At 68.9% G+C, this 17,445-nt stretch carries 19 protein-coding genes and 1 tRNA gene; 12 read left to right on the forward strand and 8 right to left on the reverse strand.

The window, feature by feature from the left end:
- Nucleotides 1-113 precede the first annotated feature (113 nt).
- The gene (locus tag MPLG2_RS06200) at nucleotides 114-2,675 is read right to left on the reverse strand and encodes a glycoside hydrolase family 2 protein (protein WP_197710103.1); all 2,562 of its coding nucleotides are present in this window, start codon (nucleotides 2,673-2,675) and stop codon (nucleotides 114-116) included.
- A 522-nt stretch (nucleotides 2,676-3,197) separates the two neighbouring features.
- Complete coding sequence (locus MPLG2_RS06205) at nucleotides 3,198-4,478, reverse strand: MFS transporter (protein WP_105185386.1); 1,281 nt, start codon at nucleotides 4,476-4,478, stop codon at nucleotides 3,198-3,200.
- Nucleotides 4,479-4,549: 71 nt separating this feature from the next.
- Between MPLG2_RS06205 and MPLG2_RS06210 the strand changes: the two genes are divergently transcribed.
- The gene (locus tag MPLG2_RS06210) at nucleotides 4,550-5,152 is read left to right on the forward strand and encodes a winged helix-turn-helix domain-containing protein (protein WP_105185387.1); all 603 of its coding nucleotides are present in this window, start codon (nucleotides 4,550-4,552) and stop codon (nucleotides 5,150-5,152) included.
- Between the two features lie 164 nt (nucleotides 5,153-5,316).
- Here MPLG2_RS06210 and MPLG2_RS06215 read toward each other — a convergent pair whose 3' ends face one another.
- Nucleotides 5,317-6,585, reverse strand: coding sequence for an integrase catalytic domain-containing protein (locus MPLG2_RS06215; RefSeq protein ID WP_105187409.1), 1,269 nt, complete (start codon nucleotides 6,583-6,585; stop codon nucleotides 5,317-5,319).
- Nucleotides 6,586-6,742: 157 nt separating this feature from the next.
- Here MPLG2_RS06215 and MPLG2_RS18330 point away from each other — a divergent pair, with 157 nt between their 5' ends.
- From MPLG2_RS18330 to MPLG2_RS06230, 5 genes are all read left to right on the forward strand, one after another.
- Nucleotides 6,743-6,892, forward strand: coding sequence for a hypothetical protein (locus tag MPLG2_RS18330; RefSeq protein WP_158680916.1), 150 nt, complete (start codon nucleotides 6,743-6,745; stop codon nucleotides 6,890-6,892).
- A gap of 98 nt (nucleotides 6,893-6,990) precedes the next feature.
- Nucleotides 6,991-7,074, forward strand: a tRNA-Tyr gene (locus tag MPLG2_RS18335).
- Nucleotides 7,075-7,112: 38 nt separating this feature from the next.
- The gene (locus MPLG2_RS06220; RefSeq protein ID WP_105185388.1) at nucleotides 7,113-8,330 is read left to right on the forward strand and encodes an RtcB family protein; all 1,218 of its coding nucleotides are present in this window, start codon (nucleotides 7,113-7,115) and stop codon (nucleotides 8,328-8,330) included.
- Nucleotides 8,331-8,444: 114 nt separating this feature from the next.
- Nucleotides 8,445-8,891 (forward strand): HNH endonuclease, encoded by a 447-nt coding sequence (locus MPLG2_RS06225; RefSeq protein WP_105185389.1) that lies wholly within the window; start codon nucleotides 8,445-8,447, stop codon nucleotides 8,889-8,891.
- A 162-nt stretch (nucleotides 8,892-9,053) separates the two neighbouring features.
- Nucleotides 9,054-9,806, forward strand: coding sequence for a dienelactone hydrolase family protein (locus MPLG2_RS06230; protein ID WP_105185390.1), 753 nt, complete (start codon nucleotides 9,054-9,056; stop codon nucleotides 9,804-9,806).
- Between the two features lie 66 nt (nucleotides 9,807-9,872).
- Here the strand turns inward: MPLG2_RS06230 and MPLG2_RS06235 are convergent, their stop codons facing one another.
- A complete protein-coding gene (locus tag MPLG2_RS06235; RefSeq protein ID WP_231935864.1) occupies nucleotides 9,873-10,232 on the reverse strand; it encodes a DUF5997 family protein in 360 nt (119 codons plus the stop codon).
- Nucleotides 10,233-10,269: 37 nt separating this feature from the next.
- Between MPLG2_RS06235 and MPLG2_RS06240 the strand changes: the two genes are divergently transcribed.
- Nucleotides 10,270-10,926, forward strand: coding sequence for a LysR family substrate-binding domain-containing protein (locus MPLG2_RS06240; protein WP_105185391.1), 657 nt, complete (start codon nucleotides 10,270-10,272; stop codon nucleotides 10,924-10,926).
- A gap of 101 nt (nucleotides 10,927-11,027) precedes the next feature.
- Here MPLG2_RS06240 and MPLG2_RS06245 read toward each other — a convergent pair whose 3' ends face one another.
- The 3 genes from MPLG2_RS06245 to MPLG2_RS06255 form a co-directional block, all read right to left on the reverse strand.
- Nucleotides 11,028-11,675: a vWA domain-containing protein gene (locus tag MPLG2_RS06245; RefSeq protein ID WP_105185392.1), complete on the reverse strand. Its 648-nt coding sequence runs from the start codon at nucleotides 11,673-11,675 to the stop codon at nucleotides 11,028-11,030.
- Nucleotides 11,672-12,046, reverse strand: coding sequence for a hypothetical protein (locus tag MPLG2_RS06250; protein ID WP_158680917.1), 375 nt, complete (start codon nucleotides 12,044-12,046; stop codon nucleotides 11,672-11,674). Before MPLG2_RS06250 ends, MPLG2_RS06245 begins: the two co-directional genes overlap by 4 nt.
- A gap of 115 nt (nucleotides 12,047-12,161) precedes the next feature.
- On the reverse strand, nucleotides 12,162-12,896 hold the full coding sequence (locus MPLG2_RS06255; RefSeq protein WP_105185394.1) for an SDR family NAD(P)-dependent oxidoreductase: 735 nt from the start codon (nucleotides 12,894-12,896) through the stop codon (nucleotides 12,162-12,164).
- On the opposite strand from MPLG2_RS06255, the gene MPLG2_RS19340 reads away from it, so the two are divergent.
- Both MPLG2_RS19340 and MPLG2_RS19345 read left to right on the forward strand, forming a co-directional pair.
- Nucleotides 12,880-13,215: a DUF6325 family protein gene (locus tag MPLG2_RS19340; RefSeq protein WP_105185395.1), complete on the forward strand. Its 336-nt coding sequence runs from the start codon at nucleotides 12,880-12,882 to the stop codon at nucleotides 13,213-13,215. The genes MPLG2_RS06255 and MPLG2_RS19340 overlap by 17 nt on opposite strands.
- A 269-nt stretch (nucleotides 13,216-13,484) precedes the next feature.
- Nucleotides 13,485-13,535, forward strand: coding sequence for a hypothetical protein (locus tag MPLG2_RS19345; protein ID WP_231935975.1), 51 nt, complete (start codon nucleotides 13,485-13,487; stop codon nucleotides 13,533-13,535).
- Nucleotides 13,536-13,827: 292 nt separating this feature from the next.
- Here MPLG2_RS19345 and MPLG2_RS06270 read toward each other — a convergent pair whose 3' ends face one another.
- Nucleotides 13,828-14,442, reverse strand: a complete 615-nt coding sequence (locus MPLG2_RS06270) for a TetR/AcrR family transcriptional regulator (RefSeq protein WP_231935865.1) — start codon at nucleotides 14,440-14,442, stop codon at nucleotides 13,828-13,830.
- A gap of 113 nt (nucleotides 14,443-14,555) precedes the next feature.
- Between MPLG2_RS06270 and MPLG2_RS06275 the strand changes: the two genes are divergently transcribed.
- The 3 genes from MPLG2_RS06275 to MPLG2_RS06285 are packed head-to-tail and all read left to right on the forward strand — an operon-like array spanning nucleotide 14,556 to nucleotide 17,202.
- Nucleotides 14,556-15,359 carry a sugar phosphate isomerase/epimerase family protein gene (locus tag MPLG2_RS06275; protein WP_105185396.1) on the forward strand — a complete coding sequence of 268 codons (804 nt, stop codon included), beginning with the start codon at nucleotides 14,556-14,558 and terminating at the stop codon, nucleotides 15,357-15,359.
- The gene (locus tag MPLG2_RS06280; RefSeq protein ID WP_105185397.1) at nucleotides 15,359-16,114 is read left to right on the forward strand and encodes a sugar phosphate isomerase/epimerase family protein; all 756 of its coding nucleotides are present in this window, start codon (nucleotides 15,359-15,361) and stop codon (nucleotides 16,112-16,114) included. Before MPLG2_RS06275 ends, MPLG2_RS06280 begins: the two co-directional genes overlap by 1 nt.
- Nucleotides 16,111-17,202, forward strand: coding sequence for a Gfo/Idh/MocA family protein (locus MPLG2_RS06285; protein WP_105185398.1), 1,092 nt, complete (start codon nucleotides 16,111-16,113; stop codon nucleotides 17,200-17,202). Before MPLG2_RS06280 ends, MPLG2_RS06285 begins: the two co-directional genes overlap by 4 nt.
- The last annotated feature ends 243 nt before the right edge of the window (nucleotides 17,203-17,445 follow it).

Below are 17,445 nucleotides of genomic sequence, written 5' to 3' on the forward strand. Positions count from 1 at the left end.
TCCTCCATTGGTTGACCCCTGGCGGGGCTGGTTGTGTTTGGTTGAAGTGATGATTCGATTGACTTGCGCTACTGGTTTCGCACCGTGCCCCGGTGCGCCGGATCAGGTCCCCCTCATAGGGCCTCACTAGCGACGAGAGAGTCGTTGAGGGAGCGCAACGCCGGTGGCCGGGTGAGCTGATCGGCGTCGGTGGACGGCACCGCGCCGTTAATCACGAACGTGTGTGACTCGCCCGGGAACAGGTCGACCATGGCGCTGTCGGCCCAGGCGTCTTCGGCAACCCGGTCGGCGAACAGGGTGACCGAGCGCAGAAAGGTCTCGGCCGTGACCGTGACGGTCGTCGCGCCTTCGTCGGTGACCGTCGCGGCGGCCTCGAAGCGGGCCGGCGGCAGCGCGGCGTCCACGTCTTCGACGAGCAGCTTCACCAGCCGTTCGGCGCCGTTCAGGGTGACCACGATCGCCAGCTCGCCCGGGGGGACGTCGACGTGCTCGGGGGTGATGGTGACGTCCACCCGCGACCGGACGGGCACCTGCCGGGCCAGCAGCTGCGACCACAGCACGGCGCCGTCGAAGCTGCGCAGCTCGAAGCGTCCTTCGGCGGCCCACGGATCGCGGCCGTCGTTGACCAGGGCCAGCCGCCACGCATCGCCATCGCGCTGCAGGGTGGCCAGCTGATCGGCGTAGGCCGAACGCAGGGCGTACCACAACGGCTTGCGCCGGGCCACCGGTTCGCCGGCCGCGTTGGTGCCCAGGTCGAGCGCCGCCCACGACGTGACCGGCCAGCAGTCGTTCAGCTGCCACACGATCGAGCCCAGGCAGTGCCCGCGCCACGACCGCCAACGTTCGATGCCGTAGCGGACGGCGCGCGCCTGCTGCAGCTGCATCGCGAACAGCCAGTCGTCGAAGTCGTCGGCGCCCTCGCCCGGCAACCGCAGGTGGCCCGCGATGCCCTGGTTCAGCTTGTCGTTGCCGCCCTGCGCCTTCTGATGCGCCAGCAGCACCTCGGAGCCGGCAGCGCGATCAGCGGGTTCGACCGCCCGCGCCCAGGTGGCGAAGGTGGCCGGGCCCTGGTAACCGAACTCCGACACGAAGCGAGGCGTGTAGTCGTCGTAACAGGTGTAGTCGCGCTGGTTCCAGACGTCCCAGATGTGCATGCAGCCGTAGTTGGGGTGGTTGGGCTTTATGTCGGGCGAGCCCGAACTCGGGCTGCCCGCCCAGTACGGCCTGCTGGTGTCGAGTTCGGCCAGCAGCTGCGGGAACAACTCGTAGTAGTAGCCCTCACCCCAGGTCTTGTCGCCACCGGGCAGGTCGGCCCAATGCCACTCGTCGTGGCCCCAGATGTTCTCGTTGTTGCCGTTCCAGACCACCAGCGACGGGTGCGCCGACAAGCGCATCACGTTGTCGCGCGCCTCGGCCTCGAATTCAGACCAGAAGGGCTCTTCCTCGGGGTAGGCCGCACAGGCCAGGCAGAAGTCCTGCCACACCATCACGCCCAGCTCGTCACAGGCGTCGTAGAAGGCCTTGGACTCATAAATGCCGCCGCCCCAGATGCGCAGCAGGTCGATGTTGGCGTCTTTGGCCTGCTGAATCCGCTCGCGATAACGCTCGGGGGTGACCCGAGTGACGAAGCAGTCGTCGGGAATCCAGTTCGCGCCACGCACGAACACCTGCTCGCCGTTGATCACCAGGCCGAACGTGGCGCCGTCGCCGTCGGCATCGGGAGTGGTGTCGAGTTCGACAGAACGAAAACCTGTGCGGCGCTGCACCCGGTCGAGCACCTGGGTGTCGTTGTGAAACACGATCTCGACGTCGTACAGGGGCTGCTCGCCCAGGCTGTGCGGCCACCACGGCTCGACGCCGGTGATGTCGAGATCGGCAGTCGTCCAGTCGGCGGCAGCGACGCCGACCTCGGCGGTGACTCCCCCGCCGCTGACCCTGACCGTCAGGGCGGCGAATCTCAGTTCGCCGGTGAGGTGCGCCTGCACAGACAGCCGGCCGACCCAGACGCCGTCGTCGCGCCGGCGGGCGGTGCCGTGCACGGCCACGTCCAGCAGCCGGGCGTGGCTCCAGGGCCGCAGCCGGATCGGCCGCCAGATGCCGGCGGTGATCAGCCGTGGCCCCCAGTCCCAACCGAAGTTGCAGGCCATTTTGCGAATCAGGTTGTAGTCGTCGCGTTCGACGTGCGGACGCGACCCCAGCAACTGCTTCTGCTCGGCCAGGTAGGGCAACGCCGGCGAGAACACGACCTCGAGCTGGTTCGGACCGACGCGCAGCAGTGGGCGCACTGCAAAGACGTTGCGGCGGTGCATGTTGACCGAGCGGCCGACGGGCAGCCCGTTGACCAGCACCTCGGCGACAGTGTCGAGGCCGTCGCACTCGAGGTCCACGTTGCTCGCGGTGAGTTCGGGGCCACCATCGGCGAGGCCGAACACACTCGAGTAGGTCCACGTCTGCTCGCCCACCCAGTCTTGATCGTGCTCGGCGAGACCGACGTACGGATCGTCCAGAAGGCCGGCCGCCATCAAATCGGTGTGCACGCAGCCCGGCACGGTGGCCGGAATGCCCGCGATGAGCCTGGTCTGCGCGGCCGGTGGTACCTGCGACCAGGCGGTCGAGAACGAGTTCGCGCGCAGCGTCCACACCATCTCGCCCAGATTCATCGGGTCCTGACCCACAAAGTCCTCCTCGACTCAGCCCCCTCCGGCGACCCCCGCCACCGGATTCACGTTCGCCCCGACGCCCCCAGCGTCACCACGCTTATGAAATCGCTTTCACGCCAGCGCCCTACCCTGCGCCTTCACCCGTTGATTGCCCACATCCACCACTGGAACCGCGCCCTCGCGGCCCTGTTGCAACCCTGCCACGATCACGGGCCCGATGGGGCGATAATCGCGGCGTTTCGGCACACCTCTGTCAAGCGCCTCCGACCCTACGCTAAAGCGCTTAAGTCGCCAAGCACTGGCTCAGGAAGTTATCGGACTGTGACCCGGGTGCGCGCGTCACCCAACGGGCCGTCAGCAGGCGCGACGCCGGCTCGGCCGGCCCAGACCTGGGCCGCGACTAGCTCATAGACCCCCCACCTGACGAACCACCCGGCCCACAAGCCGGCTCAGCGAAGGCTCATACGCTGGTTGCGGAAGCGCTTTCACAGTTTGAGACGAGGCGTGAGCCGCGGCGTTCCTGGCGACGTTGGTGGGTCACGAGGCGGCGCCGGCGGCCACCACTGCCGGCTGATCGGGCACATCGGCCGCCCTCAACCGAAGGGCCAGGTAGCCGCACGCCAGCAGCGAGAGGGCAACGGCTGCGTAGAAGGTGACCGGCAGTCCGGCATGCTCGGCCAACGCCCCCGCGAGCAGGGCACCCAGGGGCATCAGCCCGTACGAGAGCGTGCGGCCGGCCCCGCCGATGCGTCCCAGTAGATCGCCCGGCACCAGCCGCTGCCGCAGCGACTGGCTGAGCACGTTGCCGACCGTGTTGGTGACGCCCACCAGGGTGCACGAGAGCACCAACGACACCGGCGTGGGCCACACCACCGGCGCCACCATGAGCAGCACACTGGCGATGAAGGCACCGATCATGGTGCGCACCGTGCCGAACCGCTTGTCGAAGGCGGCGGCCACCAGCGAACCCGCCACCGCACCGACGGCCAGGCCGAGCATCACCAGCGGATACTGGGTCTCGGTGAGTCCGACCGCGGACTCAGGCCCCACCACCCACAGCACGAACACCGCGAAGTAGCCGCTGGCGGCCAGGTTCAGGACGCTGCCGGTGATCACCAGGGGGCGCAGCACGCGGTGGCGCACCAGAAACGCCAGGCCCTCGCGCACCTGTGCCCACGGGCGCGTCGGCCCGGACGAAGCCCGGCGAAAGTCGCCCTTCAGCCCCACCAGCAACAGCAGTCCGGCCAGTGCGGCCAGCCCGGCCGAGACGCCGAACCCGAGGCCGGCGCCGAGCACGATGAGCACGCCGGCGAGGGGCGCACCGAGAAACGTGTTCGCGACCTGCTGCACGCCGATCACCCGTCCGTTGGCGGCCGGCAGCCGATCGGGGGGCACCAGGTCGGTCACCATCGCTGTCGCGCCCAGATCGGCAACCACCTCGGTGAGGCCATACAGCATCAGCAACGCGATCAGCAGCGGAATCGACAGCAGGCCCACCAGGGTCAGCCACGCCGCCGACCCCATCAGCGCCGCCCGAGCCAGCAGGGCAGCCACCTGGGCCCGACGTCGATCGACCCGATCGACGATCACTCCGGCGACCAGGCCGAACAGCAGCCATGGCAGCCAGGTGGCGGCAGTGAGCGCCGAGATCAGCATCGGCGAACTGGTGAGCGACAGCGCCAGCAGCGGGGCCAGCGTGCCCAGAATGCCGTCCCCCAGATTGGCCAGCCCGGTAGAGGCGAGCTGCACCCCGAAGGGCCGGCCCAGCTGAACGCGTCGCGGCTTCGTCTGCCCCGGGCGGGTCTCGGTTGTGGTCATGCCTGGCCCCTTCTAGACTGTGTTCGCAGAGGATTCTCTGCAAAGCAATCTATGCAAAGGTATCTCTGCATATGAAGGTTGGCAACACAACCGACCCCGATTCGTCCACAGCAGTGCCCGACGAGCGGTCGATCGGCGCCGAATCACTGAAGGCCTTCGCGCACCCGCTGCGCATGGCCCTGTACTACGAGTTGGGCCGGCGGCGCTCGGCCACCGCCAGCCAGCTCGCCCGGGCGCTCGGCGAAAGCAGCGGGCAGACCAGCTACCACCTGCGGCAGCTCGAACGCCACGGCTTCGTCGAGGACGATCCCGAGCACGTCGGCGGACGGGAGCGCTGGTGGCGACCGATCGGGTTCAGCCTCACCGACTCGGGCTTGATAGCCGACCCCAAGACGGAGCGCGCCGTCGGCTCGGTGCTGCGGCAGGTGATCGCCGAGCGGGCCGCGACCCTGACCGGCTGGGCAGAGCATCTTGACGCGTCGTTGGACGTCGAGACCGGGCAGTTGTCGTCGTCCACCCTCGACCTGACCGCGGCAGAGGCCGAGACGTTGATCGGCGAGCTGATGGCGCTGGCACAGCGCTACAGCGCAATGGCGTGCGACCGCGAGGCATTAGCGGAAACCCGGCGGTATCGGGTGTATCTGGACGTGCTGCCCCTCTCGTTCGACAAGTAGGTCGACGAACCGACCGGACTCCGCCATTCCGGCGAACGCCGACGTCTCAACCCTTGTCGGTCGATCAGACCGTGGACTCGCTCGACTCCGCAATCCCGGCGTTGGCCAGGATGACCGTGGCGAGACTGGCAGCCTCTGCCCTCCCCCGATCCTGTGGACTCATGTCAAGATGCCCGCTTGGGTTGGGTCGTTGACTCATTTCGTTTTGCCCGCGTCATTTTTGTTCGGGATAGGTAGACGTGGTTGCGTTTGGCTGCTTTGAGGATGGTGCCGCGGCGGCGGGCGAGTTCGAGCAGGTTGCGTTGGATGAGGTCGATGTCTCGGCGTAGTTGGGCCGGGTTGGCCTGGGTGATGCGACTGTCAAGGTGTCGCCGGTCCTGGTCGTCGAGGACGGTGGGGTGGTCACGGAGCAGCCGGCCGGCCGGGGTGGTGGCGGTGTCGTAGGTCTTGGTGACTTTCGCTCCGGTGCGGGTCTTGGTTTTCAGCTTCTGTTGCGGGGTGAACAGGTTGGACAGTTCAGCGGCCAGGGGCCATAGCTGGTTGAGCAGGTCGAGTTCCCGGCTGGTGTCGTAGCGGTAGTAGCCGACGTTGCGGCGGACTCTGGTCCAGTTCTTCTGTTCGATGTGGGCTTGGTCGTTGGAATGGTTCGGGCGGCCGCGGGTGAACGTGATCTCACGGGTGTTGCACCAGCTCATCAGGTGGTGGTTAATGAACTCGGAGCCGTTGTCAGAGTGGACGCCCACGATCGCGAACGGGAACCGGAGGGCGAGTTGCTCCAGCCCGGTGGCCACGATCCTTTCGCCCTTGGACTTCACGGTGATGGTTTCGGTCCAACCGGTAGCCACGTCGACAGCGTCCAGGCTGTAGTGGAAGTGGCCGTTGTTGTCGCCGCCGTCGTGACCGACCAGATCGATCTCGATGAACCCTGGCTGGGTGTCGTCCCACTCGTGCCAGGTCTTCAGCGGGATCGACGATTTCAACAGCGATCCGGGGCGGGTCAAGGACCGGCCCTTGAGGTTGCCGACCAGCCCGAGCCGGTAGGGCCGCAATCGGCGATCGATGGTCGCCGCCGACATGGCCAGCAGTGCGTCGATGACTTCGGGTGTCGCGTTCAGCTCGCCCTTGGCGACCAGGCTCGCGACCAGGACCGGCAGCGCTGGGCGCACGATCTTGCCGCTGGGTCCGTCCAGCACCGCCCAGCACACCGCCAAGGCGTCGATCACCTCAGGTCCGTAGCGGAACACAGGCTCGCGGGGCCTGCGTGGCCGGTTCACGTCCACACCGGCGACCGCTGCCCGGATCATCTTGCGGGCATGGTCTCGATGCCAGCCGTTGACCGCGACCAGATGATCCAAAATGGTCGACTTCTCAGCCTTGGTCGCCTTCGGCCACGCCTTGACCTGGCTCGCCAGCACAGCCTTCCGTTGCCTCATCGTCAGCCCCATCCCCGCAGCCTGACCCACGCGGGCATTCTCAGATGAGTCAACGACCCCACCCACGCGGGCATTCAGCACGAGTCAACTCGCCGATTTGCTCCTCGCCGCAGCGCTTGCTTAAGCTGATCGGCTGACTTGTGAAAGGAGCGGTCCGATGAAACGCCTCGACTATGCCATCGCGCGGCCGCAGCCCATGCTGCGCTCCGTGTCGCTGTGGCATGCCGACGGCGGCTTCGAGTGCGCACGCCAAGCGGGCGAGCGCGGCACGTTCGGGCCGTTCGACAGGGGTGGGCCTTCGACCTGACCGTTCCAGAGCAATGCTCTGGACGCGTCCGGACCATCGAAGCCGCCCACTCGCCTGTCGAGTCGGGCGGCTTTCGCCGTTCCGGGCCCATCACCCCTGCGTCGGTTTGCAAATGGCTGAAGCAAGCCGCCCGTAAAGCGGTCACGACCGAAACGCTGGAGGTTCGAATCCTTCCCGGCGCACGCATACACACACCACGATCAAAGAAAGGAAGACAGCGATGAGCGAGTTCCCCGTGACCCTGCCGGGCGCGAGCAACGACAACACCCTGATGTGGGCCCACCCACACCAGGTGGAGCCCGCTGCCCTCGACCAGTTGCGCACCATGAGCCGGCTGCCGTGGGTCGACCGGCTGCGCGTCATGCCCGACGTGCACCTCGGCAAGGGCGCCACCGTGGGCTCGGTGATCGCCATGCGCGACGCCGTGAGCCCTTCGGCGGTCGGCGTCGACATCGGCTGCGGCATGGCTGCGGTGCGCACCAGCCTCAGCCTGGCTGACCTGCGCGACACGCTGCGCGGCCTGCGGCTCGCGATCGAGGCGGCGGTTCCGGTCGGCTACAACGGTAACGACGGCTCGGCGGCCATCCTGCGCCAGGACGTCCGGTTGGCCCAGCGGGTCGATCAGCTGTTCGACCGGTTCGACGGCCTGCGCGCTCGCGGGATTGCCGATCGTGAGAGTCGAGCCTTGTCGCAGTGCGGTTCGCTGGGTGGCGGCAACCACTTCATCGAGCTGTGCGCGGCAGAGGGCGACGAGCGGCTGTGGCTGACCCTGCACTCGGGCAGCCGCAACATCGGCAAGGAGCTCGCCGAGCGACACATCAGCGCGGCGAAGACGCTGGAGCACAACCTGGGTCTGCCCGATCGCGACCTGGCCGTGTTTCTCGCGGGCACCGACGAGATGCAGGCCTACCTGAACGACCTATGGTGGGCGCAGGACTACGCGTTGGTCTCGCGCACGATCATGCTCGCCACCGTTCAGCGGGTGCTCACCGACTGGTGGGCGCAGCAGGGCGGTGAGCCGGTGCGGTTCGACGAGGCGATTCTGTGTCACCACAACTACGTGGCGCGTGAGACCTACGACGACGTCGAGCTGATCGTCACCCGCAAGGGCGCGATCAGGGCTGGGGAGGGCGACCTCGGCTTGATTCCGGGGTCGATGGGTACCGGCAGCTACGTGGTGCGCGGCCTGGGCAACGAGTTGTCGCTCAACTCGGCCAGCCACGGTGCCGGGCGTCGCATGTCGCGGGCAGCGGCCAAGCGCACCTTCACCACCGACGATCTGGCCGCCCAGACCGCCGGTGTGGAGTGTCGCAAGGACGCCGGCGTGGTGGACGAGATTCCCGCCGCCTACAAGAACATCGACGAGGTGATCGCTGCACAGGTCGACCTGGTCGAGGTGGTGGCACGCCTGCAGACCCTGCTCTGCGTCAAGGGCTGAACCCTGCCCGAAACCGCCGGTTGGGCCTGTCGAAACCCCTGGCCACAAGGGGGCTCGACAGGCTCGACCAGCGCAAATCCAACAATCCGGCGAGTCAATGGAAGGAGGCCGGAGATGACCGATGTGATCGTGTTCAACGCCGGTGGTCAGCAGGTGCTGCACCGGGTCAGCCTGAAGCACGCGATCAGCATGCTGTACCGCCAGGTGGCACGGGTGCGCGAGGCGGTGCCGGGTCAGCGCTTCGGCCCCTACCCCAGGCCGCGCTCGCTCGAGCTCGTCACCTACGTGTACACGCGCTGGGTGTACGCCGCCACCGGACGGCTGCCGTGCACGCTGACCAACGTGCTGCGGCGTGACGGGTTCCGCTGCGGCTACTGCGGCGGCCCGGCCGACACCAGAGACCACGTGATTCCGCGCAGCCGCGGCGGTGCGACCTCGTGGACGAACCTGGTGGCGGCCTGCGCCGACTGCAACGGACGCAAGCGTGACCGCACGCCCGCGCAGGCGGGCATGCCGCTGCGGGTGCGGCCGTTTCAACCCACCCCGGCGCAACTGCGCTGAGGTGGTGTGAACCGAAGGAACCGTCCCTGAATGTCAGGGGCCGGTTCTTTCGCTTCACGCTCGCTTGGGGGGATCCTGTGCTCGCTTCCGCTCGTATGGGGCTCGGGTTCGACCAGCGGCTTCCGTCCACCGTGAGCACAGGCCCACTACTACGCTGACCAGGTGATCACCATCGAGGTTGCCGGTGCACCCGTCGACGCCGTTCTCGCCAAACCCCCGAGCGGCTCAGGGCCTGGCGTCTTGATGTTCATGGACGCCTTCGGGCTGCGCCCGCGCATCGACCAGATCGCCCGCGAGGTGGCGAGTTGGGGCTACGTCGTGCTCGCACCGAATGTGTTCCACCGCGACGGAACCGCCGACGAACTGGCCCCGACCGGTGACATCACCACGCCCGAGGGCATGTACGCGTTCTTTCAGCAGGCCGGCCCCCGCATCGGCCACCTGACCACCGAGCTCGCGCTCGCTGACATCACCGCCTACCTCGACACCCTGCAGGCGCTTCCCGGTGTGCAACCTGGCCCGGTCGGCGTGGTCGGCTTCTGCATGGGCGGACGGCTCGCGCTGCGCGCCGCCGGGCTCGCCCCACAGCGGGTCGCTGCCTGCGCCGGCTTTCACGTCAGCGGCCTGGTCACCGACCAGCCCGACAGCCCGCACCTGGTGATCGCCGGCTCGACCGCCGAGTACCTGTTCGCCCACGCCGACAACGACCGCGGCCTCACCCCCGCCGACAGCGCGGCCCTCGGCGACACCATCGCCCGCGCGGGCCTGCGCGGCACCAGCGAGATCTATGCGGGCTCGATGCACGGCTACACCATGGCCGACACCGCCGCCTGGAACGAGGCCGCCTACCACCGGGCGATGGACGAGCTGCGGGCCCTGTTCGCCCGCACGCTGGGTGAGTCCGAAGCGGCCTGAGCTAGCTGGGCGTCGTGGTGAGATCCCGGCGTTCGCCGGGATGACGGGGTACGTCTTGTGATGGCGTCAGCCCTTCGGCCGCTCGCGCAGCCGGGCCTTCTCGGCCACCACCTCGCGGTAGCTCTCACGTTCGCGCACCAGCCAGTCGGGCGGGTCGGCGATCAAGGCACCGATCTGCTGCGCGTCCAGGGCCTCGGTGACGCCGGCGCGAGCGAGTCCCGACCGTGAGACGCCGAGCTTCTGGGCCACCACCTCGCGCGGAAACGGGCCGTTGCGGTGCAGGTCGGCCAGCCACTGCGGCGGGTCGGCGCGCAGTGCGTCCAGGTCGGCGCGGGTGATCGGCGCGGTGCGAAACGACTCGGGCGCCGCCGGCAGGTAGATGCCGAGCTTGGCCGCGGCCGTCACCGGCTTCATGGTCTGGCTCACCGGCTCAGCGTAGCCGCGCCCGCGGTAGCCTGCCTCGGTGACGACTCCCCCAGCCCCTGATCGCCTGAGGGTCGGTTACGTGCCGGGCGTCACGCTCACCAAGTGGACGTCCATCTGGGCCGAGCGCTTCCCCCGCACGCCGCTGTCGGTGCTCGAGGTGACCCAGGCCGAGCAACGCACAGCGCTCGACGACGGCCGCGTCGACGTGTGCTTCGTCCGGCTTCCGATCGACACCAGCGAACTCCATCTGATTCCCCTCTATGAGGAGGCGCCGGTGGTGTGGGTGTCGAAAGAGCACCCGATAGCGGCCTTCGACGAGGTCACCTCGGCCGATCTCGATGGCGAGACCGTGCTCATCGAGGCCGACGCCGACAGCATCAACCAGGTGGCGCTCGAGATCGCCGTACTGCGGGTACCCATGTCGGTGGCCCGCACCGGCAGCCGCCGCGACCTCACCTACCGGCCCGTCACCGACGCCGAGGGCACCACGATCGGGCTGGCCTGGCGCATCAACGACCCGCACCCGCTGATCGACGAGTTCATCGGTGTCGTGCGCGGACGCACGGTGAACAGTTCGCGCACGCAGCAAGACCGCACCCGATCGACGGACGAAACCCGCCCGACCCGCACCCGCCCCGCCGCTCAGGGCAGGAAGTCGCAGAAGGGGTCGTCCGCGCGGCGCCGTCGTGGCTGAGCTCGTGAAATGACGACCGATTTCCCGCTCATTGCCGCTCACCGAGCGAGCACGGGTGCCAAACCGGTCGTCATTTCACGAGGGCTGGGCTGCACAACACCTCAGCCGGCGGACTCGCGGTCGTGCTCGCTGAAGCCCGCCGACCGCACCGCGGCTGGACTGGCTCCCTCGGCCGCCATGGTGCGCATGGCGCCCACCACGGCCGACGTGGCGGCGTACGCCTGCTGCGACGAGCCGCGGCCGTAGGTGAGCGAACGGCCAGGAGCGATGCCCATCTTGCCGCCGACCTCGATGGCGTCCTGATCGGCACCCAGGTAGAGGAACTGCCAGTTGTAGGTCGACTCCTGCTCGGTGATCACCGCCTTGATCGCGGGGTAGGTCCACTCTTTCGAGGCGTTCTCGAGCCCGTCGGTCATGATCGCGACGATCACCGTGCCCGGCCGCTGCTCCTCGGGCAGGGCCGCGAGCCGGGCACCGAGCTCGGTGACGCTGCGTCCGATCGCATCGAGCATCGCGGTGCTGCCGCGCGGGGCGAGCGTGAGCGGCGGCACCCGATGGACGTCGGTGCCCGTGTAGACGACCTCGTACACGTTGTCGAACTGGGCGAGCGACACCGTGCAGGTGCCGGGTTGTTGCGCCTGGTCGGCGACGAAGCTGTTGAAGCCGCCTTCGATGTCGCTCTTGATCGAGGCCATCGAACCGGAGCGGTCGAGCAGAAACTCAATGTGGGTCAGCGTCTGGTCGGTCATTGTTCGGAGTCCTTTCTGCGGGGCTTGAACGCCATCGGCGACGTGCCCTGGGTGCGGTTGTGGTGGCGGGCGACGGCGATGCCTTCGGCGCCGACGGTGCCGGACGGGTCGGCGTACGGCGCCAGGGCGCTGCTGCGGCCCAGCCGGGGCGGAATGCTGTTGGGCGCGAGGCCGCTCGCGGCGGCGATGCTGCGCATGCTGGCTCCCGAGATCGCGGCCGCCGCCATCGCCTCGTTCAACGCCTCGTTCAGCCGAACGGACGCCTCGCTGAGCCGGCGGACGGTCTGCTCGGCGTCACCCTGCGATTCGTCGATCGCTGCGCGGATCTCGCTCACCGCCTGCTCGGCGCTGTTTCGCCACTCGTCGGTCATGGGATAAGAGTAGTGCAACATCTGCATGTGTTCAACTATTGCACATGCGCAGTTGCTGTCCATCACGGGTCGGAAGGCCGGCCCCGGTCGCCAGCCGATGCCCGTCGCGGCGCGGTCACTCGGCCGCGATGGCCACGCCGGTGAACGCGGCCAGCGAGTCGAGCAGGGCGTTCTGAAACGCCTCGTCGGTGACGGACGGGTGCGCGCGCCGGCGCCTCCGGTGGTGCCAGTGGCCACCGCTGGTCAGCGCCTCGGCATCGTCGCTGGTGGCGAGCCACTCCTGGGTGCGGTGGCCCTCGCGCAGGTCGTCCGGAGCTCCGGCGCCGCCCATGCGGGTGGGCACCCAGCCGGGGTCGACACTGTTGCTGCGCACGTCCGGCCACAGCCGGGCGACGGCGGCGGCCAGTGCGGTCACGAACAGCTTGCTGTCTGAATACGTGCCCGACGGACGCCGCCCCGACCAGTCGATGCCGTCGAGGCGCGCGCGGCCGCCGAGGTGCATGCCGCTGCTCAGGTAGACCAACCGGTTCGGGCGCTGCATGAGCGCGGTCAGCAGGTACGGCGCGACCACGTTCACCGGCATGATCGCGGCCCCCGAGTAGACCCCGGCGTTGTGAATCACCGCGTGCATGCGACCCAGTGCGTCCGCCTGCTCGGCGACGTGGCGAACCTGACCCACATCGGCCAGATCGCCGACCACCGCCATCGCGCCCCGTGACGTGAGGTCGGCCACGGCGTCGAGCCGATCGGGCCGGCGCACATGCACCACAACGTCGTGCCCCTCGCGCATCAGCTGGGCGGCCGCGAGCCGGCCCAGGCCGTCCGCAGAGCCGGTGATCAGAACCCGCATCGGCACCCTCTCATGCCCCTACAGTACGAGGGACGAATCGAGCTCTCGCGGTCTGGCGAACCCCGCCGATTCACCGTTCGCCGAACTCGGACTCACAGGTGTCGAACTGGCTGCGGCAGGACTGATCGGCGAAGAGGACCTGATCGAGCTGACCGAGTCGACCGATCCCGACACCATCACGCTGGTGGTGCTGTTGGAGAACACCTGGGCCCGTCAGATCGCCGCCGCCGTGGGCGATGCCAACGCGGTCGTGCGCTCGGTCACCCGCTTTCCCGCCGAAGTTGTCAACGAGGTCGCCGCGCTCGCGGACGACGCCTGATCCGAAGGAGTAGCCATGGGCTTTCGTCGTATGGGACGGCCCGGCCTGCGGGGCACGGCCGCCCGCACCGCCGTCGTGGTCGGCACCGCCAACGCCGTCACCTGCACAGTCCGGCCGGCGTCGGGCGGCGCAGCAGCCCGTTCAGCAGGCTCCGCAGCCCGCACCGGTCGCTCCCCGCTCCCCCGCCGCCACCGCCCGCGGCGGCTCCCGCTCCGGCCAACGACCTGATCACCCAACTCGATCAGCTGGCGCAACTCCGCGCCGCAGGCGTGCTGACCGACGACGAGTTCGCGGCCGCCAAGGCCAAACTGCTGGCGTAACGAGTGCCCCCATCGGACGGTATCGACAAGCTCGACCAGCGACGGTCCCGCTGGTTGAGCTTGTCGAAACCCCTCGTCAGACAGGTCTCGAAAGGCTCGACCAGCGCCAGCGAAACGCAACCGTGAAGCGGAGCGGAGGCGCCCCGGTCAGGGCGTGGTCGGGCGTTTGCTGCACGGCGAGGCGCTAGCCGAGCAGTCCCGCAAGGGCGGGACAGGGACGCGTCCGCTCCGCGGCAACAGACCGGTCTCGACAAGCTCGACCGACGACAGATGGTCTCGACCAGCAATATGGTCAGGGCGCCAGCAACTCCTGCAGCAGTGCGAGCGCCTGCTCCTGCGGCGCGGCACCGTCGAGCAGCCACTGCTGCTGCAGACCGTCCGAGGCGGCGATCACCAACGCGGCCACGGCCTCGGGGTCGACGTCGGGCCGAATCAGCCCGTCGGCCTGGTTGCGCCGCACCCGATCTGCCAGCGTGCGCCGGGTATTGGCGAAACGATCGGTGGCGAACGCCGTGGCGTCGGGGTGGCCCGACTCGAGCCCGGCGGCCACCAGCGTGGAGTACAGCTGCACCAGCCCCGGCACGCTGTGGTTGCGCCGGGCCGACTCGGCCATGATCTCGACCACGTTGGCCTCGGGGCCCTCGGTCTTCTGCACCCGCCGCTCGGCCTCGCGGTAGACCTCGACCAGCAACGCGTCGCGCGAGGGAAAGTAGTGCGTCAGCGCGGCGTGCGACACCCCAATCTCGCGGGCGATGGCGCGCAGGCTGGTGCCCTCGGACCCGTTCGCCGCGAACACCTCGATCGCGCGTTCCAAGATCTCCTGGCGCCGTGCGACACCCTTGGGGTAAGGCCCGCGGACGTCCGGCGAGGGCGGGTCGACCCGTCCATCGCTGGAGTTCACGTTCACGACGGAAACTGTACAGACTAAAACCTCCACATGGCGGTTTTAGCTGTTATGGTTGTCGGCAATCCGGCCGGTCGCCGCCGACCCGCCGCCCAGAAACCCTCGAAAGGACCCCCGTGTCGCCCGTCACATCGCTGCAGCTGTTCACCGTCCGAGAAGCCCTTGAGGCCGACCTGAACGCCACCCTGGCCGAGGTCGCCAAGCGCGGCTTCACGGCCACCGAGGCCTACAACTTCGTCGGCAACGCCGAGGCCCTGGCCGCGGCGCTCAAGGCCAACGGCCTGGTCGCCCCGACCGGCCACGCGTTTCTGGCGTCCACCTCGTTCGTGAACCCCGACGGCAGCAGCTCGACCGTTCCGGTGCCGACCCCCGACGAGGTGTTCGACGCCGCCGAGACCCTCGGCATGACCATCGTGATCGACCCCTACACCCACCCCACCCGCTGGCAGACCCGCGAGCAGGTCGAGCAGACCGCCGAGCTGCTGAACGCCGCCGCCGAGATCGCCGAGGGCCGCGGCCTGCGCGTGGGCTACCACAACCACGGCCACGAACTCGAGGCGAACATCGACGGCCAGACCGGCCTCGAACTGCTCGCCAGCCTGCTCGACCCCCGCGTGGTGCTCGAGGTCGACCTGTACTGGGCGGCCCGGGCGGGCGTCGATCCGGTCGCGCTGGTCGAGCGGCTCGGCAGCCGCGTGGTGGCCGTGCACGTCAAGGACGGCACCCTCGACGCCGAGGCGATCAAGGCCTACCCGCCGGCCGACCAGGTGCCCGCCGGCGAGGGCGTGGTGCCGCTGGCGCAGGCCATCGCCGCGCTGCCGGGGCTCGAATACGCGATCGTCGAGTTCGACCACTTCAACGGCGACCTGTTCGACGCCATCGAGACCAGCCGCGAGTTTCTCGACGGCGACAACGCTTGATGGCACGGCTGAGCCTGCAGCTGTACACGCTGCGTGACCTGTTCGACAGCGATCGCGACGCCACGTTCGCCGCCATCGCCTCCATGGGCTTGGACGAGGTCGAACCGTTCGGCATCGAGCACTTCGACTGGCTGCCCGGCACGCTCGCCGAGCACGGCCTGAGCGCCGGCAGTGCGCACGCCGACGTGATCGGCGCCCCCGACCAGGTGCTGGCGGCGGCCCGAACGTTGGGCGTCCACACGGTGTTTCAGCCCGGCTCCGACCGCGGCGCCTGGCTGTCGGGCGAGGGCATCGCCTCGGTTGCGGCGTCCATCAACGCCCAGGTCGGAAAGTTTGCCGACGCCGGCGTGACGATCGGCTATCACAACCACGAGTTCGAGTTCGTGGCGCCCGAGGTTGACGGGGTGCCGGCCTACGACCACTTCGTGTCGCTGCTCGACCCGCGGGTGGCCCTCGAGGTCGACACCTACTGGGCGGTCGCCGGCGGCCGCCGTCCGCTCGACCTGTTCGAGGCCTACGGCGAGCGGATCACCCATCTGCACGTGAAGGACGGCCCGCTCGGGCCGTCGGTGCACGACCAGGCCAACGTCGTGCTGGGCGAGGGGGCGATGGACCTGCCGCCGATTCTGGCCGCTTCACCGAACCGCACCTGGGTGTTGGAGTTCGACCAGTGCGGCGCCGACCCGATCGACGAGGTTCGCCGCAGCATCGACTATTTGGCAGCATCGAACACTGAGAAGGAGGCACGCCGATGACCATCGGTGTCGGCATCATCGGGGCGGGCAACATCTCGACCCAGTACCTCACCAACCTGACCAGCTACCCCGACGTCGAGGTGGTGGCGATCGACGACCTGATCGTCGAACGCGCCCAGGCGCAGGCCGAGAAGTTCGGCGTGCCCACCTGGGGCGGCGAAAACACCGTGTTGAACACCCCGGGGGTTGACATCGTGGTGAACATCACCCCGCCCGAGGTGCACATCGACGTGTCGACCAAGGCCGTTCGGGCCGGTAAGCACGTATGGAGCGAGAAGCCTCTCGGCCTTGACCTCGAGGCGGCCCGCGCACTGCTCGACGAGGCGAAGCAGCAGGACGTGTGGGTCTGCTGCGCCCCCGACACCGTGCTCGGCCCCGGGCTGCAGACCGCCTTGCGCGCGGTGGCCGGCGGCTCGATCGGACGCCCCCTGGCCGGCCTCGCGATCATGCAGCAGCCCGGCCCTGATGTGTGGCATCCGGACCCCGCGTTCCTGTTTCAGACCGGCGCCGGCCCGACCCTCGACATCGGCCCCTACTACTTCACCTCGCTGGTGCTGGGCCTCGGCCCGGTGGTGTCGGTGACGGCGGCGGGTGGCCGGGCGCGCGACGTCCGTACGGTGATGTCGGGCCCGAAGCAGGGCACCGACTTCGAGGTGACCGTGCCCACCACCGCGAACGTGCTGCTGCGGCACGCCTCAGGCGCGTCGTCGGTGTGCCTGTTCTCGTTCGACTCGGGTCAGAGCCGCATGGGCATCCTGGAGTTCCAGGGCGCGGACGGCACCGTCGTCGCGCCCGACCCGAATATGTTCGACGGCGACGTGACCACCCATGTAGGTGGCGAGCAGACCGGCACCGAGACCGTCGACGGTGCCGGCAACGGCCGCGGCATCGGCGTGGTCGAGCTCGTCCGGGCCCTGGCGGCGGGCCGGCCGCCGCGGCTGGAGGCCAACCTGGCCTACCACGTGCTCGACATCATGCTGGCGGTCGAGAAGTCCATCGCCAGCGGCGAGACCGTGACCGTGACCTCTGCTCCGCCCGAGGTCGCGCCGCTGCCCGAGGGTTGGAGCCCGACCACGGCGAACGCATGACGCTGTCGCTGCCGTCGCCACGGCTGATCGCACCCCAGTCGGTACCCGTACTGCGCTGGGGTGTGATCGGCACGAGCATCGGCGACAGCTTCGTGCAGGCCGTGCACGCACACACCCCGCAGCGGGTGGTGGCGGTCGCGGCCCGCGACCGTGACCGCCACCGCTCCCATGGCTCCCGCCCGTTCCCAAGGCGATCGCCGATCCCGAGTGGGCTACTACCTGGACGCCCGCTACGAACTGGTC

This window comes from Micropruina glycogenica, assembly GCF_900289045.1.
GTDB classification, from domain to species: Bacteria; Actinomycetota; Actinomycetes; order Propionibacteriales; family Propionibacteriaceae; genus Micropruina; species Micropruina glycogenica.